Source organism: Saccharothrix obliqua, from assembly GCF_019375475.1.
Taxonomy (GTDB): Bacteria; Actinomycetota; Actinomycetes; order Mycobacteriales; family Pseudonocardiaceae; genus Actinosynnema; species Actinosynnema obliqua.
Window position 1 is genome coordinate 926,343 of sequence record NZ_JAHXGQ010000001.1, and the last position, 25,167, is coordinate 951,509.

The 25,167-nt window shown below is 72.1% G+C and carries 20 protein-coding genes; 11 read left to right on the forward strand and 9 right to left on the reverse strand.

Going from position 1 to position 25,167, the window contains the following annotated elements; all coding sequences use genetic code 11:
* Window positions 1-8: 8 nt before the first annotated feature.
* From KZQ38_RS04520 to KZQ38_RS04565, 10 genes are all read left to right on the forward strand, one after another.
* Window positions 9-4,256: a DUF6603 domain-containing protein gene (locus KZQ38_RS04520; protein WP_219438634.1), complete on the forward strand. Its 4,248-nt coding sequence runs from the start codon at window positions 9-11 to the stop codon at window positions 4,254-4,256.
* 6 nt (window positions 4,257-4,262) lie between these two features.
* Window positions 4,263-6,425, forward strand: coding sequence for a hypothetical protein (locus KZQ38_RS04525; RefSeq protein ID WP_219438635.1), 2,163 nt, complete (start codon window positions 4,263-4,265; stop codon window positions 6,423-6,425).
* Window positions 6,422-9,955 carry a hypothetical protein gene (locus KZQ38_RS04530; protein WP_219438638.1) on the forward strand — a complete coding sequence of 1,178 codons (3,534 nt, stop codon included), beginning with the start codon at window positions 6,422-6,424 and terminating at the stop codon, window positions 9,953-9,955. The genes KZQ38_RS04525 and KZQ38_RS04530 overlap by 4 nt, the downstream gene beginning before the upstream one ends.
* Window positions 9,952-10,389: a hypothetical protein gene (locus KZQ38_RS04535; protein ID WP_219438640.1), complete on the forward strand. Its 438-nt coding sequence runs from the start codon at window positions 9,952-9,954 to the stop codon at window positions 10,387-10,389. The genes KZQ38_RS04530 and KZQ38_RS04535 overlap by 4 nt, the downstream gene beginning before the upstream one ends.
* A gap of 10 nt (window positions 10,390-10,399) precedes the next feature.
* Entirely contained in the window at window positions 10,400-12,085 is a 1,686-nt protein-coding gene (locus KZQ38_RS04540; protein WP_219438642.1) for a hypothetical protein, read from the forward strand.
* 105 nt (window positions 12,086-12,190) lie between these two features.
* Complete coding sequence (locus KZQ38_RS04545; protein ID WP_219438644.1) at window positions 12,191-12,649, forward strand: hypothetical protein; 459 nt, start codon at window positions 12,191-12,193, stop codon at window positions 12,647-12,649.
* Between the two features lie 47 nt (window positions 12,650-12,696).
* A complete protein-coding gene (locus tag KZQ38_RS04550; protein ID WP_219438646.1) occupies window positions 12,697-12,978 on the forward strand; it encodes a hypothetical protein in 282 nt (93 codons plus the stop codon).
* A 104-nt stretch (window positions 12,979-13,082) separates the two neighbouring features.
* A complete protein-coding gene (locus KZQ38_RS04555) occupies window positions 13,083-13,562 on the forward strand; it encodes a TY-Chap domain-containing protein (RefSeq protein ID WP_219438648.1) in 480 nt (159 codons plus the stop codon).
* 174 nt (window positions 13,563-13,736) lie between these two features.
* Window positions 13,737-14,717, forward strand: coding sequence for a patatin-like phospholipase family protein (locus KZQ38_RS04560; protein ID WP_219438650.1), 981 nt, complete (start codon window positions 13,737-13,739; stop codon window positions 14,715-14,717).
* On the forward strand, window positions 14,714-17,110 hold the full coding sequence (locus tag KZQ38_RS04565) for a protein kinase domain-containing protein (RefSeq protein WP_219438652.1): 2,397 nt from the start codon (window positions 14,714-14,716) through the stop codon (window positions 17,108-17,110). The genes KZQ38_RS04560 and KZQ38_RS04565 overlap by 4 nt, the downstream gene beginning before the upstream one ends.
* 18 nt (window positions 17,111-17,128) lie before the next feature.
* Here KZQ38_RS04565 and KZQ38_RS04570 read toward each other — a convergent pair whose 3' ends face one another.
* On the reverse strand, window positions 17,129-17,995 hold the full coding sequence (locus KZQ38_RS04570; protein WP_219438654.1) for an NAD(P)-dependent oxidoreductase: 867 nt from the start codon (window positions 17,993-17,995) through the stop codon (window positions 17,129-17,131).
* Window positions 17,996-18,044: 49 nt separating this feature from the next.
* On the opposite strand from KZQ38_RS04570, the gene KZQ38_RS04575 reads away from it, so the two are divergent.
* Window positions 18,045-18,443: a MerR family transcriptional regulator gene (locus KZQ38_RS04575; protein ID WP_219438656.1), complete on the forward strand. Its 399-nt coding sequence runs from the start codon at window positions 18,045-18,047 to the stop codon at window positions 18,441-18,443.
* Window positions 18,444-18,449: 6 nt separating this feature from the next.
* On the opposite strand, the gene KZQ38_RS04580 is transcribed toward KZQ38_RS04575, so the two are convergent.
* From KZQ38_RS04580 to alr, 8 genes are all read right to left on the reverse strand, one after another.
* The gene (locus KZQ38_RS04580; RefSeq protein WP_219438658.1) at window positions 18,450-19,115 is read right to left on the reverse strand and encodes a DNA alkylation repair protein; all 666 of its coding nucleotides are present in this window, start codon (window positions 19,113-19,115) and stop codon (window positions 18,450-18,452) included.
* A 42-nt stretch (window positions 19,116-19,157) separates the two neighbouring features.
* A complete protein-coding gene (locus KZQ38_RS04585) occupies window positions 19,158-20,147 on the reverse strand; it encodes a serine hydrolase domain-containing protein (protein WP_219438660.1) in 990 nt (329 codons plus the stop codon).
* Entirely contained in the window at window positions 20,144-21,049 is a 906-nt protein-coding gene (locus tag KZQ38_RS04590) for a DUF6895 family protein (protein WP_219438662.1), read from the reverse strand. Before KZQ38_RS04590 ends, KZQ38_RS04585 begins: the two co-directional genes overlap by 4 nt.
* Window positions 21,046-21,738 (reverse strand): hypothetical protein, encoded by a 693-nt coding sequence (locus tag KZQ38_RS04595; protein WP_219438664.1) that lies wholly within the window; start codon window positions 21,736-21,738, stop codon window positions 21,046-21,048. Before KZQ38_RS04595 ends, KZQ38_RS04590 begins: the two co-directional genes overlap by 4 nt.
* Window positions 21,739-21,789: 51 nt before the next feature.
* Window positions 21,790-21,975 (reverse strand): hypothetical protein, encoded by a 186-nt coding sequence (locus tag KZQ38_RS04600; RefSeq protein ID WP_219438666.1) that lies wholly within the window; start codon window positions 21,973-21,975, stop codon window positions 21,790-21,792.
* Between the two features lie 401 nt (window positions 21,976-22,376).
* Window positions 22,377-22,763: a hypothetical protein gene (locus KZQ38_RS04605; protein ID WP_219438668.1), complete on the reverse strand. Its 387-nt coding sequence runs from the start codon at window positions 22,761-22,763 to the stop codon at window positions 22,377-22,379.
* Window positions 22,764-23,004: 241 nt separating this feature from the next.
* Window positions 23,005-23,991, reverse strand: coding sequence for a D-alanine--D-alanine ligase family protein (locus KZQ38_RS04610; RefSeq protein ID WP_219438670.1), 987 nt, complete (start codon window positions 23,989-23,991; stop codon window positions 23,005-23,007).
* Entirely contained in the window at window positions 23,984-25,120 is a 1,137-nt protein-coding gene (alr, locus tag KZQ38_RS04615; protein WP_257900595.1) for an alanine racemase, read from the reverse strand. The genes KZQ38_RS04610 and alr overlap by 8 nt, the downstream gene beginning before the upstream one ends.
* Between the last annotated feature and the right edge of the window lie 47 nt (window positions 25,121-25,167).

Sequence of the window (25,167 nt, forward strand, 5' to 3'; positions counted from 1 at the left end):
AGAGCTTGATGTCCGACGCCCTGACCGTGCCCGAGCTGCTGGACCTGATCGGCGACGCGGCAGGCGCCTCGGCCCCGTTCACCCTGTCGTTCGACCAACTCGCGCTGGCGGACGCCCGGGAGTTCTTCGACTCCTACCTGGGTGGAGCCGATCTGGTCATGGCGGCCGGGTTCACCTTCGACGAGGGCTCGCTGACCCTCACCGGTGACGTCGCGCTCGCCGGGCTCGGCGTGCTCGGCGGCGTGGAGGTCACGTTCCTGGCGGAGGGCAACGAGCACGTCACCGGGCTCCGGGTGGCGGCACCGCTGAGCGGCTGGTCGGTGGACGTGCCGTACCTGCGGATCGACCTGGGAGCGTTGCGGGACCTGGGGTTCGACGCGCTGGTGGTGCTGCTCGGCGTCGGGGTCGCCCCCGGTGGGGCGCTCCCGTCGTCGTGGGTGGCGGCCGGGGTGACCTTCCCGCTGGCGGGTCGGGTCGTCAGCCTGGTGGTCCGGGGTTCGGACCTCGACAGCGGCGTCGAGCTGTTCGGCGCGTTCGGGCCCGAGCTGACCCTGCCCGGCACCACCGACCTCGTCGGCGTGCCCGGGTTCGGCCCGGTCGAGCCGGCCGAACTGGTGCTGCCCGACGAGATACCGGCGGCGAGCGCGGTCACCGGGCTGGACGTGCTGGTGCGGGTCGACGCGCACGGCATCCGCTGGGCACGGGTGCGTGCCGGGCTGGTGGGCGCGAACAGCGAGCTGGTACCCGGCGTGGTGGTGCTGGACGACCTGTGGGTGGAGTTCGGTGTCGGTCACGACGAACCCGACCTCGGCGAGGGTGTGGCCGCGAGCCACGTCGTCACCGCCGGGCTCGGCGCGACGGCGGTCGTCCTGGGCAACCGGATGTCCGCGACCGTGCACCTGCCGAGCCTCGTGCTCACCGCCGTCCTGGAGGACCCGCCGGAGACCGGGGAACTGGTCGGCGACCGGCTCGCGGGCAGCGGCATCCCCGCGGGCGTGCACGTCTCGCACCTGGTCGCGGTCGTCCGGCTCCGCGACCTGGCTTACGACCTGTCGTGCGGGCTGGCCACGGACTGGACCTTCTTCGACGGGCTCACCGTCGACGGGCTCACCTTGGAACTGGCGGGGCAACGCGGCGCACCCGACGACGTGGTGATCGGCGCGTCGCTGTCCATCGGGGACATGCCGCTGCGGCTGGAGGCACGCCGCACGGCCGCCGGTGGCTGGTCGATGACCGCGGGTGCCCACGGCCTCGCCCTCGCCGAGGTCGCCGACTGGCTGCGGGACACCTGGGGCATCCCCCTGCCGGCGGCGCTGGCCGGGCTCGTCCTGCACGGCGTCACCGCGACGTTCGACCCGGCGGCCCGGAGCTTCGCGGTCGCGTTGGACGGTGAGTTCCCCGCCGGCGACCTGACCGGTTCGGTGCGGGCGCGGGTGCGGTTCGCCAAGGAGGGCGCCACGTGGGTCGGCGGTGTGGAGGGCGAGCTGACGCTGCCGGCGGGCGGAACGCCCGAGGAGCCCGCGTGGATGGACTACCGGCTCACCCTGGACACCGACCCGAACGGCACCGCGCTGACGGCGTCCTGGCGTGCCGATCCCGGGGCGGGTGTGGACGTCCTCGACCTGCTCGGGGCACTCGTGCCCGGGGTGGACGGCGTCCGCGACCACCTGGCGGCGTTGGACTGGCCCGACGTCGAAGGCGTCACGATCGCCTGCGCGCCCGCCACGGGCACGTTCGCGGTCGCCGTGGCGGGCGAGCGGATCGGGGTGCTCGGCGCGGTCACCGGCACCGGGCAGGAGCGCGCCCGCGCGGTCGTCGTGCGTGGTGTCCTGGAGGCACGGGCCTCGGACCTGCCGGTGGTCGGCAGCGCGGTGCCCGCGGACCACGACCTCGTGCTCACCGGCCTCGGGTTCCGGTACGCCGCGACGGCGTGGACGCCCGAGCAGGTGGCCGCCGTCGTCGCGGCGCTGGAGCCCGCCGAGGACCTCGTGGGCCGCGGGGTGCCCGGACTGCCCGCCGCCGGGTTGCCGAGCGGCTTGGAGCTGGTCCTCGACCACAGCATCGCGGGTGTGGCGCAGGACCCGCTCGCGGTGCCGATCACCACCGGTGGTGCGGCGCTCGCGAACGGCACGTCCACCACGCGGCAGCTCGACCTGGCACTGGGCCCCGCCCGGTTCCACCGCATCGCGTTGTCCTACGCCGCCGGTGCCGCGCACGTCGTGCTCGACGCCGAACTCGCGCTCGGGCCGGTGCGCTTCGTCCTGCTGGGCCTGGGGATCGGCGTCGACGGCTCGTTCGGGGTGCGGCCGGTGCTGAGCGGCGCGGGCGTGCTCATGGACAAGCCGCCGGTGAAGTTGTCCGGCGTCCTGGAACGCCGCGAGAACCCCGACTACCGCGAGTGGTTCACCGGCCGCCTCGCCGTCGAGACCGGGTTCTTCGCGCTGGAGGCCGTCGGCAGCTACGCGCGGCGCACCGACGGCTGGACCTCGTTGTTCCTGTTCGGCGAGATCAGCAGCCGCAACGGGGGCGGGTTGTTCGGGGTGCCCGCCTTCACCGTCACCTCGGTGGCGCTCGGGTTCGGCGTGAACTCGACGGTGCGGACCCCGACCGTCGACCAGGTCGGCGAATTCCCCCTGGTGCAGCGGCTGTCCGAGGACGGCGACCCGTCGGACGCGCTGGAGCGGCTGGTCGGCCCCGGCGGGTGGATCACCCCGCGCGAGGGGCAGTTCTGGGGCGCGGGCGGGCTGGAGTTCACGTCGTTCCGCTTCCTGGAGGCCCGCGCGCTGCTGCTCGTGGAGGGCGGCCGGGAGTGGAACGTGCTGCTGCTGGCGCGGGCCACCGTCGACCTGCCCCGGAACCGGTCCGGCGGACGACCGCTGGCCAGGGTCGTGGTCGACATGGCGATGGGTTACCGGGAGGCCCACCACCTGTTCTTCATGGACGTCCTGATCGCCCCGGGTTCCTACGTCCTGGACCCCGACGCGCGGCTGACCGGTGGCCTGTCCCTCTACATCTGGGGCACGGACACCACGGCGGTCGGCGGTGGCCGGGGGTTCGTGTTCACCCTGGGCGGCTACCACCCGAAGTTCGTCGTCCCCGCCTACTACCCGCAACCGCCGAGGGTGGGCTGGGAGTGGAAGCGCGGCGACGTGTCGATCCGGGGCGAGGTGTACGCGGCCGTCACCGACGGCGCGTTCATGGCGGGCGGCAGGCTGGAAGCCCGCTACGACCGCGGCCACGGCATCCAACTGGAGGCGTGGTTCACCGCGTGGCTCGACGTGCTGGTGCGGTGGAAGCCGTTCTACTTCGACTTGGACATGGGGTTGTCCGTCGGGGTCGCGGCCACCGTGAAGGTGTTGTTCGTGCGGAAGCGGGTGTCGCTGGAGGTCGGCGTCCGGCTCTCCCTGTGGGGACCGCCGATCGGCGGCACCGTGCGCGTCAAGGTCTGGTTCATCTCCTTCACCATCGGCATCGGCGCGTCGCGGAGCAGCGCGCCGGCGATCGGCTGGGACGAGTTCAGCACCCAGCTCCCGTCGCCGATCGCGATCGTCCCGGAGTCCGGGCTGCTCGCCGACGTCGACGAGGAGGAGAAGGCGCTGCGTGCCGCCGAGGAGAAGCCCGCCCTGGTCTCCTCCGACGGGTTCTCCCTGGCCACGCTCGCCAACCTGCCCGCCACCACGATCACGCTCAACGGCGAGGAGTTCGCCCGCGCCGACGCCACGTCGGTGGACATCCGGCCGATGCTGTTGACCGGGGCCACCAGCGAGCACGTCGTCACGATCAGGCTCGACGGCGAGCCGTTCGACCCCCGGGAGCACGGCTGGAGCGTCACCGCGGTCGTCCAGGGCCTGCCCCGCGCCATGTGGGGAGCCCCGCTGGCCAGGCCGGGTGACGCGCTCACCGAGGACCCGCAGGTGCCGAACTGCCTGACCGGGCTGCGGTTCGCCGTGCCGCCGCCCGACCTCGCACCCGCGCTCGGGCCGATCGACGCCGAGGCGTTCGACGTGGACGCGCTGGAACCCTCCCGGCTGCCCGGCCAGGACCCCGAGCCGAGGGGACCCGCCCCGGTGGAGGACCCGGACAGCATCACCGAGATCACCCGGATCGCCGGGACGGCGACCCGGCGGACCGCCGTCCACGAGGCGTTGACGGCGATGGGGCTCGGCCCGGACGCCGACGGCCCGCTCACCCGCTACGCCGAGCTGGCGGCCACCGCCTTCACCGACCGCCCGCTGACCACTACCGCCCCGAGGTGAGCCGCGTTGCCGACCCAGCCCGACCTGAGCATCAGCTTCCACGATTACTACCAACCCCGCGCCACCGCCGGTGTCTACGCGGTGGAAACCGCCCAGGTGCTCAAGAAGGGCGAGGACCCGGTGCCCACCCCGGGCCACGAACTGCCCGAGGTGGTCGAGCGGTTCGAGGTCAGGGCGGCGCGCTTCGTGCTGGACGAGTCCTCGGTGCACGCGCTCTACCCGGCGGAGGGCGCCGAGGGGGACTACCGGCTGACCCTGCCGCACATCACGCTCGACCGGGCGGTCCTGCCGTGGGAGCGGGAGACCGACGGGCACGCCCTGGAGGACGTGCCCGTCCGCGAACCGTGGCTGGCGTTGCTGGTGTTCCACGCGGGGGAGCTGCCGGACGACCCGGACGCCCGCGGTGACGCGGTGCCCAGGACCGTGGAAGAACTGCGGCACCCCGCCGAAGATGACGTGCTCGGGCCGACGCTCGCCGACGAGGGCATCGACGCCGCCGTGTCCGCGAGCACCACGAAGACCATCGACGTGCCGAGGGAGGTCTTCTCGGCGGTCGTGCCGCGCCTGGACGAACTGCGTCACCTCGCCCACGTGCGTGACGTGACCACCGCGCCCGCGTTGCTCGACGACGGCGAGGTGCTGACCGAGGGCCGCTACGCGGTGGTCGCCGCCAACCGGTTCGCCCGCACGACCGGCGCGTACGCCGTGCACCTGGTGTCGTTGGAGGGCTGGAAGGAACTGCTCGGCGACGACGCGGTGCCCGACGAGTACCGGGCGGTCCGGCTGTGCTCGTTGCGGTCGTGGTCGTTCCGGTCCGACGCCGCCGCCGTCCTCGACGCGCGGAGCCTGCTCGACGCGCTGGCCGACCCGGGGCGGGACGACCCCGAGAACCTGGCACCGCGGTTGCGGCCCGGCGGCGGGGTGAGCGGCGACGCGGCCGAGTACGCCGCCCGGCGGCTGTGGCTGGGGTACGTGCCCGTGCCGTACCGGGTCGGTTCGGGCGAGCTGACCTTCGGCTGGTACCGCGGCCCCTGCGCACCCGCCGCCGTGCCGCGCGTCCCGGTGGTGGGCCGGAGCACCCCGCACCCGACCGCCGACCACGCGTTGATCTTCGAGCCGGAGAACGGCCTGTTCGACGTCTCCTACGCCGCGGCGTGGACGCTCGGCCGCGTGCTGGCCCTCAGCGATCCCGCCTACGCGGCCGAACTCGCCCGCGCCCGCCGGGAACTGGCCAACGAGGTGGTCCGCATCCTCGCCGTGGCCGGGGACCCGCACCTGGAGGGCGCCACCACGCCGGGCGGGCTCGGGCGCGTGCTGGTCGACGCGTTCGCCGCACCGCAGCGCCCCGAGCCCGACGTGCCCGCGACCCCCGGCGTCCGGACCCGGCGGACCAGGGCGGGTGTCGGCGCGTTGACCGGCGAACGGCTGCGTCCGCTGCACCACGTCGCCCGCGAGCGCGGCGGGACGATGTCCGCCTGGCTGGACGGGTTGGCATTGCTGCGTGGCGTGCCGTTCCGCCACCTCGTCCCGCACCAGGACCTGCTGCCACCGGAATCGCTGCGGTTCTTCGTGGTGGACCGGCAGTGGGTGGAGTCGCTGGTCGCCGGCGCCCGCGACGTCGGCGTGCACACCGCGGTGGACGTGGTCGCCGACGCCGCCCTCACCGCCGAGGTGGACGCCACGAGCACCGGCCCGCGGGCTGCCGCCGGGGTGTTGATCCGCTCCGAGCTGGTCCGGGCCTGGCCGGTGTTCGACCTGTCGGCCACCGCGTCGGGCAGGCCCGTCACCGAGCTGCGCCGTGACCACCCGGCGCCCGACGTCCTGCTGTGCTTGTTCGACGCGATCCCGGACGAGGTGGTGATCCGGGAACCCGGCCAGGGCATCCACTTCGGGATCGACCACGGCGAGGTGATCTCGCTGCGCGGCCTCGACCCCGGCCCCGACCTCGGCTACCCGCTGGAGCGCTCGTTCCCGGACGGGGGCTCCGTCTTCGAGGACCACCTGCGCGACGCCCCGGGCGACCCTGACGTGCTGGACCTGCTGGGGTTGGTGCCCGCGCTGGCGGGAGCCCTCGACCGCGCCGACCTGACGCCGGCCGAGTTCGCCCTGCAACTGGTCAACGCGCCCGTCGAGGTCCGGATCAGGGCCACCACCGAGGAGACCCCGTGACCGACACCGAACTGGTCGTGCCCGTCCGGGTGCACGCGCTCATGGTCAACAAGGACGTCCGCGCGCAGGACTTCCTGCGGTGGCAGCCGCGGTTCCGGATGACACTCGACCCGCGCTTCAAGCTCGGCGCGGAACCGGGGCCGTACGAGGACGGCGACATCTTCGACGTGCCGGACTCCGAAGGTGTCCACGTGCAGTGGCAGCTCCCCGAGGCGTTGACCGCCGGGCACGTCGACCCGGTGACCGGGGAGTCGGTGTTCCCCCTGGTGCCCAACCGGTGGCTCGTCGTGCGGTACGCGCGGGTGGGCGGTGAGCGGAAGGTCGCCGGGTGGCTCGTGCAGAGCGACTACCTGGAGAAGCACGACGACCTCGGGATCGAGGCGTTCACCCAGTACCTCGACCCGTTCGCGCCCGCCGGCGAACCGCGGCGGGACTACATCGGGCGTGCTCACGCGTTGGCCGACGGCCCGTGGGAGGAACCGCCCGCGCGCCCGTTGTTCCTCACCGCGATCGGCCCCGGCCTCCCGGCGTTCGCCGCGTTCGCGCCGTACCACGGCAACGTGTTCCTGTTCCACGACACCCTCGCGGACCTGACACCGCCGGACGAGGACCACCCGCCGGAAGCCACGCTCAGCTACCAGGTCGTCGGCTGGTACAGCGACGACGACGCCGACGTCCTGCGCCGCGCCCGGGACGTCCCCGAGCTGCTCCCGCCCGACACCGACCCCGACGACGTCCGCGCGGTGGCCGCGGCGCTCGGCTGGGCCGTGCCCGACGACCTGCCCGCGACCGTCCGGCACACCCGGTACGCGGGCACCGCGCTCGGCATCCACTGGCAGCAGCGCGGTTACCAGCCACCGCCGACCAAGCCCGCGCCCGAGGCGGTGAAGGTCGCGATCGGCCACTCCACCGCCGACGCCGCCACCGCGCTCGCGGCGCACCAGACGCGGTCGGCGCGGGTGGGCGACCTGGTCAACGCGCTCTACCACGGCAACCCGGACGACCTGGACACCGCCGACGGCGAGATCGACCTGGCCGAGCTGACCCACGCCTCGTGGTTCGCCGCACGGGACGGCGGCCAGGTCTGGGAGGTCACCACCCGACCGCCGGACGGGGCGGAGACCCCGCCACCGCCACCCGACCAGCCCGCCTGGGTCGCCGAGCTGAACGCCGACCAGGCCGCCCACGACCTGATCCCGCCGCGGCTGGAGGCGGCGCGGTGGCGGCTGTGGAGCCTGCGGTGGCTGCGGGACCTGCCGGAGGAGGGATACCGCCCGCCCGGTTACGTCGTGGACCCGGAGGAGTGGGACGCGCGCATCGCGGCGGCACACGCCGAGGTCGAGACGCAACTGGCCGCGTTGACCGCCGCACGGGCACGCATCCCGCACGCCGACAACCCGGACGACCTGCCCGCCGCCATCGCGGACTTCGCCGCCCGCAAGGGTTTGACGTCCGAGTACGAGCTGCGCAGGAGGACGTTGGGCGGGTTCCACCGGCCTGCCGACCCGGTCGTCCTGCTCAGCGACTGCGGCCCGGTCGACCCGCTCGCCCGCGCCGAGGACGACCCGCTGCCGTGCCGGTTGCCGTCCGCGTTGCTCACCGAGGTGAAGATCGGCGGGACCTGGGCCGAGACGGACCCCGCCGCACCGATGCCGCCGCACAGCGACGGACTGCCCCCGGCGTGCGCGGCGCTGGTCGTGGAGTTCGAGTTGCTGGAACGCGCGGCCACCACCGATGTGGACGGGGAGACCGCGTTGCACGCGATCACCGCCGACCCCGCGGGTTCCTCGGAGGGCCCGTGGCCGGAGTACCTGGCGGTGTGGTCGCAACCGTGGCTGCCGATGTACGTGCAGTGGCGGATCATCCACTGCGCCACCCCGTACGCCGGGGACGGCGGTGAGCACTGGGAGTTCGACGGCGAGCGTTACCGCTGGCTCGGCACCGGGGCCGAGCCCGCTCCCGACTCCGACTCGGAAGGCGGCCTGCGTTGGACCGACTTCACCGGCCGGGCGTTCCTCACGCCGTCGCTCTCCTACGTGCTGCGCGGCCAGGCCGACCGGCAGGCCGGGAACGCACCGCCGGAGCAGGTTTCGGCGTTGCACGAGCTGCGTGCCGACGTGTCCGAGCTGAAGGTCCTGTCGCAGCGCCTGGACGGCTTCACCGAGTGGCTGCTCCAGCGTGACGGTCAGACCCAGGTCACCACCGCGGTCGCGCTGGCCGGCGACGACGACCTGGTCGAGCTGGTCGGGGACACCGACTACGTACCCGACGGCGCGGGAGACCGGCGAGACCAGCGGTTCCAACCCGTGCGCGGCGGCCAGTTCTACTTCCGCGAGCTGCACGTGGTCGACCGGTTCGGCCAGACCCTGCGCAAGGTCGCCGCGCAGGGTTCCCAGCCGATCCAGTTCGCACCGATCCGCGCCGCGAGCGTGCTGCCGGACCGGCCCATCTTCCCCGACGCGCCCGGCCCGCAGCGCTTCCTCCAGCTCCCGCCGAGGCTGCTGCACGACACCAGGGTCCGGTTCGAGCCGGTCGAGACCGCGGTGGTGGGCTGGTTGCTGGTCAACCACCTCGACCGGACCGTCCTCGTGCACGCGCCCGACGGCCTGCCGCTGGGTGAGCTGCGCGTGGTGGTCGTGTCGGGGAACCGCGAGATCACCTGGACGCCGTTGCCGCACGCCCCGTTGCGTCACCCCTCGGACGAGGAGTTCGCCAGGACCTACCCGCACGTGGCCGGCTTCGCCCTCGGGTTGCTCGGCCGAGGACCCGACGCGTTCGCCGCGTTGATGGCCACGATCAACACCAGCCTGGAGCGGATCAGTGATCTCACGCCGAGCGAGGACACCTCCCCGCTGCGGCTCGTCGGCCGACCGGTCGCCCTCGTCCGCGCCGCGCTCGGCCTGGAGCTGCGTGGCCCGCTGCTCACCGACCCCGCGTGGGACCGGGTGCTCGACCCGCCGGCGGAGCCGTACCCGGACTGGCGGTGGACGGTCCGGCTCGGCGACGCCGAACGGCTCAAGGACGGCCTGATCGGTTACTACCAGGCCGCGCGGCCGGGCGCGCCCGTCGAGTACGAGGCGTTGCACGCGGTGACCCCCGACGGGACGGGCGGCTACGTCGAGCCGATCGGCACCGGGGCGGGCATCCGGTTGCGGGCCAGGCTTTCCGGCGAACCGGAACCACTGGACCTGACCCTGCTGATGTGCCCGCACAGCGCCGTGCACGCCACCACCGACATCCTCCCGGTCGCCGCGTTGCGCGTGGACACCGAGGTGGTCGGCGCGGCGTTGCGGCGCATCCGGGCGGCGTTCCGGCTCAACCCGCTGCTCGCGGTCGGCGCGCCGGACGGCGTGGTGATGCCGAAACCCGCCCGGTGGCACGGCGAGTGGACCTGGGCCGAACCCGTCGACGAGGGCACGTGGGCCGAACTGCCGATCCTGGCCTCCGACGACTCCGCCCGCGTCGACGAGCCCGTGCCGACCGCCCGCGCGGGCTACCTGCTGCTGCGGCCGACCGAGGAGGGCGCGTGAACGACCGACCGCTGCTGCCGTACCGGGTGGAGGGCCACGCGGGGTCGCGGGCCGCCGCCGACGCCACCGCGCCCGGCACGCGGCTCCGGCTCACCGTGGGCGGTCCCGCCCCCGAACAGGTCCGCTGTGACGGCTTCGTGCTGACCGTGCCCGTCGATCCTGCGGTGCGGCACGCACCGCACCTGAGCGTCACCCCGGTGCGCGGCCGTGCGCAGGGCAGGCACTGGTGGATCGCCGCGGACCGGACCGACCCGGCCGTGCTGAGGCTGGAGTGCGTCCCGGACGAGCCCGCCACGTTCAACGGCACCTGGTCGGTGGTGTTCGAGATCGACCTCGCCGCCCCGGTGGGCGCGGCGGTGGTCGGGATCAGCGAGCACGCCGCCGCCGGGACCGCCGCCCTGACCAGCCGCACCGCTCAAGTCCCGATCACCTAGGAGCGTTCCGTTGGCAGACAACAACTTGATCAAGCCCGTCCTGGCGACCGACCCGAACCCCGTGATGGTGAGCACCTTCGCGGAGCCCTCCTACGCCACGCTGACCCTCGTCTACGGCAAGGAGAAGGACCCCGCCGCCAGTTGGCCGATCGACTGTTCGGAGCTGCGGATCTCGATACCCACCGGCCGGCAGGCCACCGCGTTGACCGGTGATCCGCAGCGGATCAACCCGTCCACGGGTGTGGTCATCGACGGCACCGGGAAGAAGTGGAACATCGCCCGGGATTCCACCGACCCGAACCGGACCGAGTACACGCTCGTCCCGGACGACGACGCGACGTTCGACGGCACGTGGCAGTTGGACGTCAAGCTGTCCGGCATCGAGGTCAACGGCGCGGTGGGTCCGGTGTCGATCGTCGTGGGCGAGCGGACCAAGACCGCCGGTGGGGACTGGACCGAGCGCGAGGGGCGCGTCGAGGTGGTCAAGCGCGACGACGTGTTCTTCCTGCACTCGTTGCGGCCCGAAAAAACCATCATTGCCCGCGGTGAAAAGGTCAAACTCCACTGGGAGGGGTCCACGAACGCCGAGTACACGATGTACTACCGGGACCAGGAGGGTGACCAGTGCCCGAAGCTGACCAACCCCGGCGGCACCTGGACCTCACCACCGCTGGTGGAGGCCACGAACTTCACCCTCAAGGCCACTCTGGGGGAAAAGGACCTCTACCAGACCACCCACGTGCGGGTCGCCGAACCGGACATCCGCGTCCATACGCTCGGGGTGGCGGACAAGGTGGTCAGCAACCTGGTCGTGGACACCGCCAAGGCGCTGACCATCCGCACCCTGTCCGGCGCCGGGTCCCCGATCAAGGTCACCAACAGCCTCGACCAGTCGGACACCAGCGCTTCGATCATCACCGGAACCGGTGGGCTGACGGCGAAGGGGAACGTGTCCGCGGTCGGCGACGGGAAGGTCGTGCGCATCAGGGAGCTGCAAGGGCCGTCGGGCGAGGAGTTGGTGATCAAGAACGGCCTCCAGACCGATGGCGTCACCGTGCAGGGCGACCTGACCGCGATTGCGAGCGGCAAGAAGGTGCGCATCAGGGACTTGCGCGGGCCGTCGCGGCAGCCGTTGGTGATCAACAGCCACACCGAACTGCGCGACAACACCGACCTGACGGTCACCGGCACCGGGAAGCTCAAGGCGATCAAAGCCGAGTTCACCGGCGGGGTCACGGTCACCAAGGACGGGTCGCTCTCCGTCGCCGGCCTGCTCTCCGCCACGGGTAAGACCAGCATGGTGGGCGACGTGCAGTCGTTCGGGCTGACCTGGAACACCACGAAGAAGTTCACCGCGCCCACCTCCGGTCTCGCGATCGGCGTCGTGCAGTGCACCGGCGCGTCCCGCAACCCCATGGTGAAGCTCGTGAGCGGCGGGAAATCGGTCGAGGCGACCGCGCGGAAGCACAACAGCCCCGCGGCCACCGCCTTCGCGACCACCGTTCTCCCGGTAAAAAAGGGTGCCGCCTGTTACGTGGACTTCGTCGACAGCGGCGGTGACGACGACTCCGATTACAAGTACGCCTGGCTGATGTGGATTCCGTTCGGCGCGGGGAGCATCAGTCTCGCGCCGGCGTTGGCCGATGAGGGCGTTGCCGACGAGCACGACGCGGTAGAGGTCGAACCGGCCGACTGACCTCGGCTGCCGTCGCCCGGTCGTGGCTGTTTTCACCTGTGCGGTCGGTTTCCCTTGTCGGCGGCGGCGAATGCGGTGTCGGCTGCCTACGGTCGGGTGTCATCGGTGTTGGAAGGGGAGGTCGGCATGGTCGTCGGGTGGTTGGGCAGGGCAGCGGTGGTCGCGGCGGCGGGGTTGTTGGGGTTGACCGGCACGGCCGGGGCTGCGCCGCAGACGCGGGTGGTGTTCTCGATCGAGTTCGCCAACCCCGGCGAGTCCGGTGACCCCGAGCCGTACGGGGCGGTCGTCCTGCGGTTGGCCGACCAGGACAGGCTGCTGTGGCACCAGGGCCGCACCGAGCAGATCCCGTCCCGTTGGCGTTACCCCACGACGGGTGCGGCTCAAGAGGAGGTGTCGTTCACCGAGGACGCGGTCCTGGAGGTGTGTGCTTACGTCTCCGAGCGCGACGCCGACTCCGACGACCAGCTGGCCGACGGTTGCCTGCCCTACCGCGGGCACTACGAGCCCTACGTGATCAACGGCGAGGACGGTCACGTGACCGTCAACATCTACGGCATCGGTTGACCGGTCCTCCACCACCGTCCGCGTTCGACACCTGTTGGGAGACTTCAGTGTTCGTGAGCGTGTCCAAGACCTTGGTCACCGCCTTCCTCGTCGGGACCGCCGTTCTGGCACCGGGAACGGCCACGGCCGCGCCCGAGGCGCGGTCCTTCGGCGACTGCATGGACATCGCCGTGGGGCAGCACGACGCCGACCCGCGGATCGCCCATGACGCCTGCGAGGCAGCCGAACTGACCACGTGCTACCGGAAGTTCCGCGAAGCCTACGGCCGGCAGCGCTGGGCGCTGGAAGCCTGTCAGGCCCGAACCGACTCGGCGGACGACGAGGCGTAGGACCACGAGGTCACTGGCATGATTCCGAGCGAGGACGACTCGCGTCAGGGTCGTCCCGCGGTGGCGGGCGATGACCGCGGCCTACCGGATGGAGGAATGCCGAAGTGCCTGAGTGGTCGGATTTCAGCGGTGGTCTCACCCGGACGTTGCGGGATGTCGGTGATCGCGTTTTCGTCGTCATCTACTGGCAGGCCAATCCCCACAAGTACGTGCAGTTCGCCGGCGGGAAACAGGAGTTGCACGCCCAGGCGGCGGGGCCCGATGTGGTTTCCCAGGAGGACTCCGGTGGTATGACCGCGGCGGGCTGGGAGCCGCCGTCGGAGTTCGACCCGCCGAACTGGTCGTTCTCGTTGCCGCTGCCCGCGGTGGCCGCGGAGTATTCCGCGTTGGCCGAGCGCTGCGTGGTCGCGTTGCGGGACGCCTGCCGGCTGCCGGGCCCCGATGGGTTGGTGTACAAGGCATGGCGCAATGGCGAGTGGCCGTTGGCGGGTGAGACGTGGTCACCCGAGCGGATCGCGGCCCGGGACCGGGGCGAGAGTTCCCTGGACCTGCCCTGGCTGGGAATTCCGCCGGTTCGCGAGTGATGCACTGATTCGCCTTCACTTGGAATTGGGTGAACCGGGACTCGTCGGCGCGGTGATCGGCTAAGGTCGCCGCGTTGGCGTTTCTTCCGGAGGCGTTGTCGCATGGCGTGGCCGAGTGGTGGGCGTGGCGGGAAAACGAGCGCGACTCACGCGTATTGGTCGGTGGACCACCCGGTGCGTGAAGTCCTGCACCGCCGGCGGGCGAGTGGCAGTGCGCCCGGGGCGCGCACCGACGGGTACAAGGTCGGGCTCGCGGTCGAGGGTGGCGGGCTGCGGGGCGTGGTTTCCGGCGCGATGTTGAGCGCCTTGGAGGACATGGGGTTCGCCGACTGCTTCGACGACGTGTACGCGTGCTCGTCGGGCGCGGTGAACGGGGCGTACTTCATCACCCGGCGCACCTGGTACCCCCTGTCCATCTACTTCGACGACCTCACCACCGGCGTGTTCCTGGACTTCCGGCGCGTCCTGCGCGGCGTCGGCCCGATGAACCTGGAGTACGTGTTCGAAGAGGTGCTGGCGCACCGCAAGCCCCTGGACTACGCGGCGATCATCGCGGCGGCGCAGCGGTTGCACGTCATGGTCACCAACGTCGACGAGCTGAGCACCCTGGACGTCGCCGACTTCGACTCGCCCGCGGACCTGCGGTCGGCGTTGCGCGCCAGCACCTGGCTGCCGCTGGCGATCCGGGGCACCGCCGACTTCCGCGGCCAACGCGCGGTCGACGGCGGTGTGCTGCGGTTCCACCCCTTCCGCGCCGCGGTGCTGGACGGGTGCACGCACGTGTTGTCGTTGAGCACCCGGCCGATCGCTCCGCCGCGCTCCGGCACGCCGCTGATCAACCGGGTCGTCGCCCGGCACCTGGAGAAGGTCAAACCCGGGCTGGGCAGCGGTTTCCTCGCCGGGATGGACGAGTACCGGCTGCACGACCGGCCGCACCTGGCCCGCAGCAGGCACCACCCCGGTGAACCCGCGATCCTCGACCTCGCGCCGCTGCCCGACACCCCCGAGGTCAAGCGGCACGAGGTCGACCGGGGGAAGCTGCTCGACGGCGCGCGTTCGGCCTACCGGGTGGCGTACGAGGTGCTGGAGGGCGAGGAGGTCGTCGTGGTGCCCCGGATGACCGTCTACCGGCCGGAGCCGGAGGGACCGCGGTGACCGTCGAGGCGCCGAGCACCGAGGTCCTGCGCCAGGTGCTCCGGCACGCCCTGCGGTTGGGCGACCGGGAAACGGAAGTCAAGGCCCTGCGCGACATCCACGAGCTGTGCGCGAACGGCGCCGACTGGCGGCGGGTGCTGGCGCGGGTGCCGCTGGACAAGCTGTCGTTCCAGCTCGAAGCGGGTGTCGAGCGCGCGGTGGCCATCTCCGCGTTGACGACCTGGTGCCAGGGCTTCAAGACCGGTCGCGCGGGTGGCCACCAACGACGTGAGTCCGCCGTGTTCGGCTACCTCTCGGTCCTGCTGATCACGCTGATCACCATGGAACCCGCCGACGCGGGTGAGGAGCGGCGCGAGCACGACTGCCGGGGCGTGTGCCAGGCCCTCGTCCGGGACGCCTCGGTGCGGCAGGCGTTGGTGGAGCTGTACTCGCCGGCGCGGGACGCCCAACGGCACGTCGGCACCGAGTGGGAGAACGTGCGGGGCGCGCGGTTCGAGTTCCACCGGCACGGGTCGACCTCGTTCCTGCTGCACGGCAAGCCCGAGCGGGTCACCGCGCGGCGCACCGAGTTCGCCCTCAAGTGCGTGTTGTTCCCCTACGCCGACATCCCGGTCATCGCGGCGAAAACCCGGTCCTATGAACTGGACCACAACGCGCTCGACGAGCACGGGCGGCCGGTCGGCCACATGGTGCGGGTCTGGGCGAGCACGGACAACTGGATCCTCATGGACTTCGCCGAGGGGCGCACCCTCGCGGAAGAGATCGAGGAGCTGAAGCGGGAGAACGAGTTACCCGTGGTCGGGCGGTTCCGGCTGCGCACGCCGTCACCGGCCGGGAACGTGCGGCTGGACCTGATCCGCCGCATCGGCCTGCCGCTGCTGGCCGCGCTCGCCGAGCTGCACCGCACCGGCAAGCGGCACGAGGACCTGTCGCCCACCAACGTCATCGTGCGCCGCCGCGTCCCCGACCGCGACGGCCGCGCCTACGACCTGACGTTCGTGGACTTCGGCCGCAACTACCTCTACAGCGGTGCGTTCGGCGGCACGCACACCGCGCAGAGCGTGTACGTCGCGCCCGAGGTGCGCGCCAACTCCGAGGACGTCACCAAGGCCGACCTGTACTCGCTGGGCCGCATCCTGATCGCGCTCGGCGACGTCGGGGAGAACCGCGACGACACCATCCCGGACCGCTTCTACGGGCAGGCGCCGCTGATCGCCCGGGTCATCGAGGACCTGATCGACGTGCGCCCCGACCGCCGGCTGCTGGTCTTCCCGGTGCCGATCGAGGACGCCGACGTCTACCACTACCTGCGTCAGGTGCTGGAGCAGGAACTCGACGTCACCCAGGCCGCGTTGGTGGACGACCCCGACCTGCGCCCGCGTGCCGTCCCCTACGACCGGTTCACCGTGTTCGAGACCGTGCGGACGTTGTTCCCGGCGTCACGCGAACCCAAGCGGCGTCGTCGCGTGTACCGGATGCGCAAGCAGCAGGGCGTGCTGAACGACCCGCGGCGGTCGATGCACGCGCGGTGGCTGCTGTTCTTCTCGGTCGTCTCGTCGTTGAGCTACTTCCTCAGCTTCACGGTGTGCGTGTTGTGGTACCTGCGCGACCTGGGCATCGACGTGCTCGGTCCGCCGATCCAGTTGCTGTTGCGCCCGTGGGACGTGCCGCCCGGGGTGATCCCGTTCGTCGACGACCTGCGCGTGCCGGGGTACCAGCTGGGCGGGGAATCCGTGCGGGCCAACCTGCCCGCGCGCATCATCGGCTTGAGCTTCGCGCTGGCGTCGGTCCGCTACTACCAGAACATCCTCGGCGGCGTGACGACGTTGGTGGCGCGCTCGCCCGCGTTGCCGGGCGCGCCGTTGCGGATCGCGGCGGAGGTCGCGATCCGGCTCATGGCGCCGTGGGCGGTGTGGTTGATCCTGTGGGTGAACCTGGTCGACGCGAGCGCTTGGCCGTGGGGCACCGCGATCGGCTACTCCGGTGTCGTGTTCTCCAACCTGCTGTGCGCGGCGTTCGCGACCCGTTACCTCGCGCTGGCGCGGAAGAACCGGCTCAGCACCGTGCCGCCGGAGCACCAGAAGCTCATCGGCCTCGACGGTTTCCGGCAGTGGGGGCCGACGATCACGTTGTACAGCGTCACGGTGTGGATCTTCGCGTACCTGATCGTGAACGGGACGCTGCACGACACCTACGTGTACGCGTTGTCCGTGGCGCTGGTGAACGTCGGCGTGTTCTACGTGTTGAAGACGGGGATCAACGCGATGGACGTGCGCACCGGCCTCAACCGCTGCTTCCTGGCCGCCGAACGCCTCCGCTACGAGGCCGAGGCGGGTTACCGCCCCAAACCCCGGCCCGTGGCGGTGCGGCCGGTGCCGGTGAACCCGGACTGATCCCGGCCGACGTGCCGGTCAGCGGGGCTTGGCGAACTCCTGGATCAACACGGGGTACTGCTCGCCGCCGTGCCCGGCGGCGATCGCGCGGTCGGCCATCGCCTTGAGCAGTTCGGGCAGCTCGGCGTTGACACCCAGCGCCAGGCACTCCTCGACCAGGTGGGCCATCGCCCGCGCGTCCGTCTCCAGGGTCGCCACCTCGGCCGGGAAGGAGCCGCGGTCGACCTGCGTGGCGTACCCGGGCAGCCACCCGGCCACGCCGACGGCCAACCGCTGGGCGAACGGCGTGTACGTGGCGGCGTCGACACCGGCGGCGCGGAGCATGGCGGCGCCCTGGAGCCAGGCGCTCAGGATGCTCCACATCATCGCCAGACCGGCCACGTCGTACAGCGACGCGAGTCCGTGGTCCGCGCCGAGGTGGGTGGCGGTGCCCAGCGCTTCGAGCGTCGACCGATGCGCGTCGAAGTCCGCTCGCGGCCCGCTGTGCAGGATCACCGCGTCGGTGGTGCCGATCGCGGTCGGGATGGCCATGATCGCGCCGTCCAGGTAACGCGCGCCGCGCTGCTCGGCCCACCGCGCGGCCTCCCGGGCCTGGGCCGAGCTGCCCGACGTCAGGTTGACCAACGTCCTGCCGGCCATCCCGCTCCCGTCGAGCAGGTCGTGCACGGCTTGGTAGTCGGTAAGGCAGATGACCGCCAACGGCCCGGCCGCGAGCGCGTCGTCCACCGAGGGAGCGAGGCGCGCGCCGTCGGCCACCAGCCGGTCGGCTTTGGCGGCGGTGCGGTTCCACACGGTCGTGGGGTGGCCGGCCCTGAGGAACGCGGCGGCGAGCGCCTGTCCCATCAGTCCCAGCCCGATGATCGTCACGGGTGCGTTGTTCTCCATGGCAGCATCGTCAACGTTGATACCGGTGTGAAGGTCAAGCGAGGTTTCGATGCGGATCGGGGAACTGGCGCGGCGGACGGGCGTCAACGCCCACCAGTTGCGGTACTACGAGGCCCAGGGGCTGCTGGAGGCGGAGCGCGGTCCGAACGGCTACCGCGAGTACGGCGCGGACGCCGTGCTGCGGGTGAAGCAGGTCCGGCACCTGCTCGGGGCCGGGCTGTCCACGGAGGACATCGCTTACCTGCTGCCGTGCGCGGTCGGGGAGGCGCCCGAGTTGTTCGGGTGCCCCGACCTGCTGGCCGCCATGCGGTCGCGGCTGCACCGGCTGGACGAGCAGATGACGCGGCTCGCGCGGTCACGTGACGCCCTCACCGGCTACATCGACGCCGCCGAGCGGATGGGTGGCGACGGGTACCCGCCGTTCGACGCCGAGACCGTGCCCGCCTGAGCGGGGTCACCGCTGCCGGCGCACCACCTCGGCGATCCAGGTGGGCGCGAACGGTGACGTGCAGTTCGGCGGGGTCGGGTAGTCCTTGAGCACCTCCAGGCGCTCACCGATGTCGACGGCGCGGGCGCGGTGCTCGGCGTGGGTGATGCCGATCTGCGCCAGGCAGGTGTTCATGGCCCACTGCAAGCGATCCGGGGCGTCCTTCAGCTCGGCCTCGATGACGTCGAGCAACGCCGCGAGGTCAAGCCCCTCGGGCTTCTTCACGACGCGCTCCGCGGTCAGCGCCCAACCGGCGCTCGCGACCACGGGGTCCGGGTCGGCGGACCAGGCCAGGCGCAGTTCCTCGGCGTGAGAACCCTTCTTCACCACGTAGTTCACCAGCCAGTCGTGCACCTTGGGCGTGCGCGCCTCGCGCAGCATGGCGTCCAACTCGTCACGCCCGAACGCCTTGGGGCGGCAGATGAGGAGCGCCAGCAGCCGCGCTGCGGTGTCCCCCGTGGCCCAGAGCCGTCGCGCCAACTCCTGCTGCGTCTTCAGCCGCTTCGCGAGGGCACGCAGCCTGCCGAGGTTCACGCCGTGGTCGTCGCCGTGCTTCTCGTTGACCTCGCGCATCTTCGGGTCCTCCAGCGCGGCCAACTCGGCCATCACCTCGGCCACCGTCGTCTCCGTCACCGCGTCCTCCTGCCCTTCGGGTGGGTGCAGCCTATGACGGCGTCAACCGGTGGCGAGGGCGTGGAGGGCTTCGTACGCGCGTTGGACGAACCTGTTGCGCAGCCCCGGAGCCGTGTTCGTCAGGGCCACCAGGGCGGTGCGGGATTCGGGGCTGTAGCCGGCGAAGGAGGTGAAACCGCGGGTCGCCCCGCCGTGGAAGATCATGGTCCGGCCGGGGCGGTGGCGGCGGTTCCAGAACAGGCACAGGTGGTCGTCCTCCTTGCCCGGCAGGGGAACGCGGGGACGGGTGCTGTCGGCCAGGGACGTCGCCAGCGGGGTGCTGGTCGGGGTCAGGTAAGCCGTCAGGTGGCGCAGCAGGTCCGGCGCGGTCGAGCGCAGGGCGCCCGCGGCGGGCATCCCGGGCATCCGCCAGGGCGGGGTGGGGCGGTGGTGGTAGTGGCCGGTGGCCTGGTCGGTGGGCGAGCAGTCGGTATCCGCCAGGCCAAGGGGGGTGAGGACCCGGTCCGCCAGCAGGGTTTCGTACCGCGTCGTGGTCGCCGCGGACAGGGCGTGGCCGAGGAGCCCGACGCCGAAGTTCGAGTAGCGGACCTTGCCGTCGGGCGGGCGGGAATCCGTGTGGCGCAAGGCGTTCAGGACCTGGGCGGCGCTGAAGGACTGGTACGGGTTGAGCGGGGACGGCACCGCCGTGCGCAGCAGACCCGGTGGCAGGCGGGGCAGTCCCGAGGTGTGCGTGGCCAGCCGCTCCAGGGTGATGCCGCGCGCCGGGACCGGCAGGTAGCGGTCCACCGGGTCGTCGGGCCGGACCTCGCCGCGGGCGACCAGCTCCGCCAGCAGCAGACCGGTGAAAACCTTGGTCAGCGAACCGATCTCGAACCGGGTGTCCAGCCGGACCGGCCGCTTGCCGCCGCGCTCGGTGACGCCGCCGACGAGGACGAGTTCCTGGTCACCGTGCCGGGCGGCGGTCGCCACGCCCGGTCCGGCGGACAGCAGCGGGGTGAGGACGTCGGCCAGGTGCCCGCCGGCCACCGTCATGCGCGGTCCAGCAGGCGGGAGACGGCGAGGGTACCGGCGATCACGGCCACGACGGCGGTGTGCTGGTTGTCGTCGAACCGGCGTGCGCGGTCCTCCGGCACCGGGTCACCGTCCCGCGGCACGAGGCCGTCGGCGTGCTGCTCGGTGGCCAGGCGTTCCCACTCCCGCGGGTCGCAGTGCGGCTCGGGCAGGCACAGCCCGACGATCAGCAGCTCGCCGACCAGGTCCCACTGCCGCACCTCGGCCCACACCTCGATCCACACCGGCAGCCAGGTCGCCAGGTACTCGGCGACGTCCGCGGGCAGCAGCTCCGGGCGCGCGCCCCAGTCGGTGTGGTGGAACACCGTGTGCGTCGCGTGGTAGGCGGTCATCCAGTCGATCGCCCACGGCGGCGGTGTCCCGCCCAGCCAGGTCGCGCGGAGCAACGCCGACCAGTCGGCGTCCGGGCCCACGCCCACCACGCGACGCGCGTTGGCCACGGCCATCCGCCGGTTCGGCACCATCTCGGTGGTGGTGTTCACCGCGGCGTTGTGCGTCAGCAGTTCGTCCAACGCCTCGTGCCGGTAGCCGCTGCGCGAGAAGTGCGCGTAGGTCTCCAGCGGGTCGGTGATCAGCGAGTGCCGGAGCTGCCGCTCGTACAGCAGGTTCCCCTCGTACATCTGGCGCCAGGCGAACTCCAGCAGCTCCCGCGCGACGGCGAGCCGGGTCCGACCCGCCACGCCCTCGCGCAGCACCATCGACGCCGCGAGCGCCACCTCGCCCAGCGGCTTGTACACCTTGTCCGCGTCCGGCAGGTCCGCCGTGGGATCGCTCGGGAACGCGCCGAGTTCGTGGTGCGCGAACAGCCAGTCCAGTGCCCGGCTGGAGAGTTCGTGCGCGGTGCGGACGACTTGCGCGGTCATGCGGCCCTCGGTCCCAGCACGTGGCGGGCGATGGCCAGGTCGAGCAGCATTCGCGGCCCCGCACCGCCGTGCAGCCGGATGTGCTCCAGCAGCAGCGCCAGGTCCAACGGCACCTCGACGCCCGTACCGGCGAGCAACGCGGCCCACCGCGCGAGCCGGGCGGCCGTCACGTGGTCGCGCCGCAGCAGGGCCCTGGTGACGCCGCGGGCCAGCGCCTGCCGCCCGCAGCGCACGGCCTCCACCACCGGTCCGCCCACACCGGGCAGCGCCAGCGAGGACAGCTGCGCGGCGCGGACCGACCAGCGCGGCCAGTCGTCGTGCGCGTCCAGCGGCGTGTTGTCCACCGGCACGGCCGGTTCGGCGGTGCCGACCAGCCGCGCCAGCAGCCTCGCCGTGGCCCAGTCCCGCCAGGCCCGCACCCGCTGTTCCGGCGTGACGGGCTCGATGACGGGCGGGAACACGGCGAACGAGTCGATGACGGACTCGGCGTCCCGCGGGTCCAGGGCGCGGCCGAGCAGGACCTGTGGCGCGAACAGGTCCGCGCCGATCAGCCGGGCCGCGCCGAGGACCGCGGTGGCGTCGGAGCGGGAGTCCACGCAGTCGGCCAGGCCGACTTCGCCGACCCCGTCCAGGGCGTCGAGGACGTGTCGTGCCAACGCGGTGGCCGCGTCAGCCAGCGACGTCCGCACCAGAGAACCGTCCGACTGCACCGGACTCCCCTCCCGAATCGCCGGTCCGACTCACTTGCCCTTCGGCTCCTCGGGGACCTTCGGCGAGGCGAGCAGGCCGAGCAGCAGCGCACCGACCGCCTGTGGCGAGTAGAGCGTCGCGTCGCTGACGACTTCCTCCGGCTCCGCCATCAGGGCGTCCAGGGCGGACGTCAGTTCCGGTGCCGCGGCCGGGCGGAGGGTGATCTGGCGGGACATGGGGCCTCCTCGAAATCGATGGTGATTCCCGGATCGGTTTGCTCTCCGGGCGCTGTGCGTGTTCTGGGGTTCGAGCCTGCACAACGGTCCGATCATCCGTCGAAATTCGGTGGAATGCAGCACCCTTCACACTGACGAGTGAATTGCAGATCGCGTATTCCGATCTTCCCGGAGATCCGCATTTGCTGCGGTAAAGGAAGTTTTAGAAAGCGGCTGGGCGATCTATTCGTCTGCCGTAAGCGCAGGTGGGGAAGGGTGTGGGCGCTGGTGATCGAATTCGCGCCGAGTGGCGTTCGTGATCGAATTCGCGCGCTGGTGAACAGTACGTGCGAGGGCCCGGGAGACGCAGCAGCTCGGGAGCGCGGAGTGCGCTCCCGAGCTTGATCTCGTTTGCTCTGCGATCACCCGTGGGAATGGCTCGACGTGTCGCTGTGGTACGCGCCCTGAGCGCCGGCGGCGTTCTGCGACTGGCCGAAGTGCGCGCCACTGCCGTGGTGGTGGTCGTCGCCGTCAGCGTGGTGGTGACCCCAACTGCCGTCGTGCGCCCACGAAGCTGTGTGGCTGCTTGCGGCACCGTTCGGGCCCGCGACGGAGATCAGTTCCTGGTAGGCCGAGCCACCGTGGCCGGAGCCCGCCGCGACCTCGAACAGCAGCGCGCCGTCAGGGCCCGCGGCCGTCGTGGAGTGCTGGAAGGCCGCGCCTTCACCGGCGGACGCGATGCCCGCGATACCGAGGGCGAGTGGCAACGACAGGGCACCGGCGGCAATCAGGCGAACGATCGTACGCATTGAACCTCCTTGGTAGTGGTTTGCCTTGCCGGGAGCCATGGTTAGTCGACCGACCCGGGCGACGCAGCAGGTGACGCCGTATCGGGTGAACCGTGTTTGACCAGGCGTTTTCGCCTGCCACCAGCGGAAACTACGGCGTGTGCCGAGGAAGCCCTGCGTGTGAGTGACGTGTTTCCCCTTCTGCACCAACGGTTTGCCGAAGGGCTTTCAGCTCGTGCCCTGGCAGGGGGCCCGCCGGTCTTCAGTGGACGGTCGCCTGGCGCAGCGCGGTTTCCACCAGCGCGTCGACCAGCGCCGGGTAGTCCAGCCCCGCCGCCCGCCACATCCTCGGGTACTGCGACGCGGTGGTGAAGCCCGGCATCGTGTTCACCTCGTTGACCACCGGCTCGTCGCCGTCGCCCAGCAGGAAGTCCACCCGCAGCAGGCCGCGGCAGCCCAGCACGCGGAACGCCCGCACGGCCAGGTCGCGCAGGTGCGCGGCGACGTGGTCGGGCAGCACGGCGGGCACGGTGAACACCGCGGCCCGGTCGGTGTACTTCGCCGCGAAGTCGAAAAAGCCCCGCCCTTCGACCCCGATTTCCAGCGGTGGGCCGGCGACCAGCTCACCGCTCGGCAGCTCCAACACCCCGACGTCGATCTCCCGACCCGGAACGGCCCGTTCCACCAGCACTTTGCCGTCCGCCTGCCGGGCGCGGCGCACCGCGGCGCCCAACTCGCCCCACGAATCCACTTTGGACACGCCCACGCTCGAACCGGCGCGGGCCGGTTTGACGAACACCGGCAAACCCAGGACCGCGCGCCGGTGCGCCGGCACGGAATCGTCCGGCGCGTGCAGCACTTCGCCGTCCGCCACCGCCATTCCGTTGGCGGAGAGAAGCTTCTTGGTGTACTCCTTGTCCATGCCGACGGCGCTTGCCAGGACGCCGTTGCCGACGAACGGGATGCCCGCCGACTGAAGGGCCGCCTGCACCGTCCCGTCCTCGCCGTACGGGCCGTGCAGCACCGGGAACGCCACGTCGACCGCGCGAAGCGCCTCCAGGGCGGCGAAAACACCCAACGAGCGGTCGCCGACGCGCCAGCGGCCGTCCCGGTCTATCTCGACGGGGACGGCGTCGTAGCGCGCGGGGTCGAGGGCGGCCAGCACGCTCTCCGCCGACCGGCGGGACACCTCGTGCTCGCCGCTGCGACCACCGAACAGGACCGCGATCGTCACGCGCGGGTCAGCCACGGGCCACGCCCCGGTAGCGGCGGGGCACGCGGGCACCGATGCGGGTCAGCACCTCGTGCGGGTTCGTGCGTGCCCACCGGGCCCAGTCGAGGACCGTGGGCTCGCCGCGGTCGCCGGGACCGAACAGGACCACCTCGTCGCCGATGTCGGCCCGGCCGTCGCCGACGTCGACCACGAACTGGTCCATGCTGACCGAACCGGCCACCGGGTGGCGTGCCCCGTTCACCCACACCTCGGCGCCGACGGCCGCGCGTGGCACGCCGTCCGCGAAGCCCAGCGGCACCAGGGCGAGCGTGCCCGCCACGCGGGTCGCGTAGCGGTGGCCGTAGGAGACGCCGGTGCCCGCCGGCACCTGCTTCGCGTTGACGACCTCGGCGCGCAACGTCATGGCCGGGCGCAGGCCGAACGACCGGTCGGGCAGCGGTTCGACGCCGTAGCTCGCGATACCCGCGCGCACGAGGTCGTAGTGGGTGTCGGGGCGGTCCAGCGCCGCCGCCGAGTTCGCCAGGTGCCGCAGCTCCGGGTCGAGCCCCGCGGCGCGGGCCACGCGCACCAGGCGGTCGAACAGGCGGGCCTGGTCGGCCACCGCCGGGTGGCCGGGCTGGTCGGCGTGCGACAGGTGCGACCAGACGCCCCGCACCCGCACCTGCCCGAGCAGTTCACGCCGGCGTGCCTCCGCGACCAGCTCGTCCCAGTCGCGGGGCGTCGCCCCGTTGCGTGACAGGCCGGTGTCCGCCTTGAGGTGCACCGCGGCCCGCGTCGCGAGCCGGGCGGCGTCCTCGGCGACGGAGCGCAGGTGCGGCACCGACGACACCGCGACGTCCACGTCGGCCGCGATCACCGCGCGGAAGTCGTGGCCCGGTCCGGTGAGCCAGCACAGGACGGGGGTGGTGAGCCCGGCGTCACGCATCTCCAACGCCTCCGCGCACGACGTGACGCCCAGCCACGTCGCACCGGCGGTCACGGCGGCGCGTGCCACCCGCACGCCGCCGTGGCCGAAGCCGTCGGCCTTCACCACGGCCATCACGTGCGCGTCGGTGTGGCGGCCGATCAACGCCACGTTGCCCGACACGGCGGTCAGGTCGACGTGCGCCTCCGCCACCGCGGTGACGGCGTGCTCCACGTACAAGTGATCCTCCTCGGTGGGACGGTCGATCGCCCCACCGAGGCTGCCCC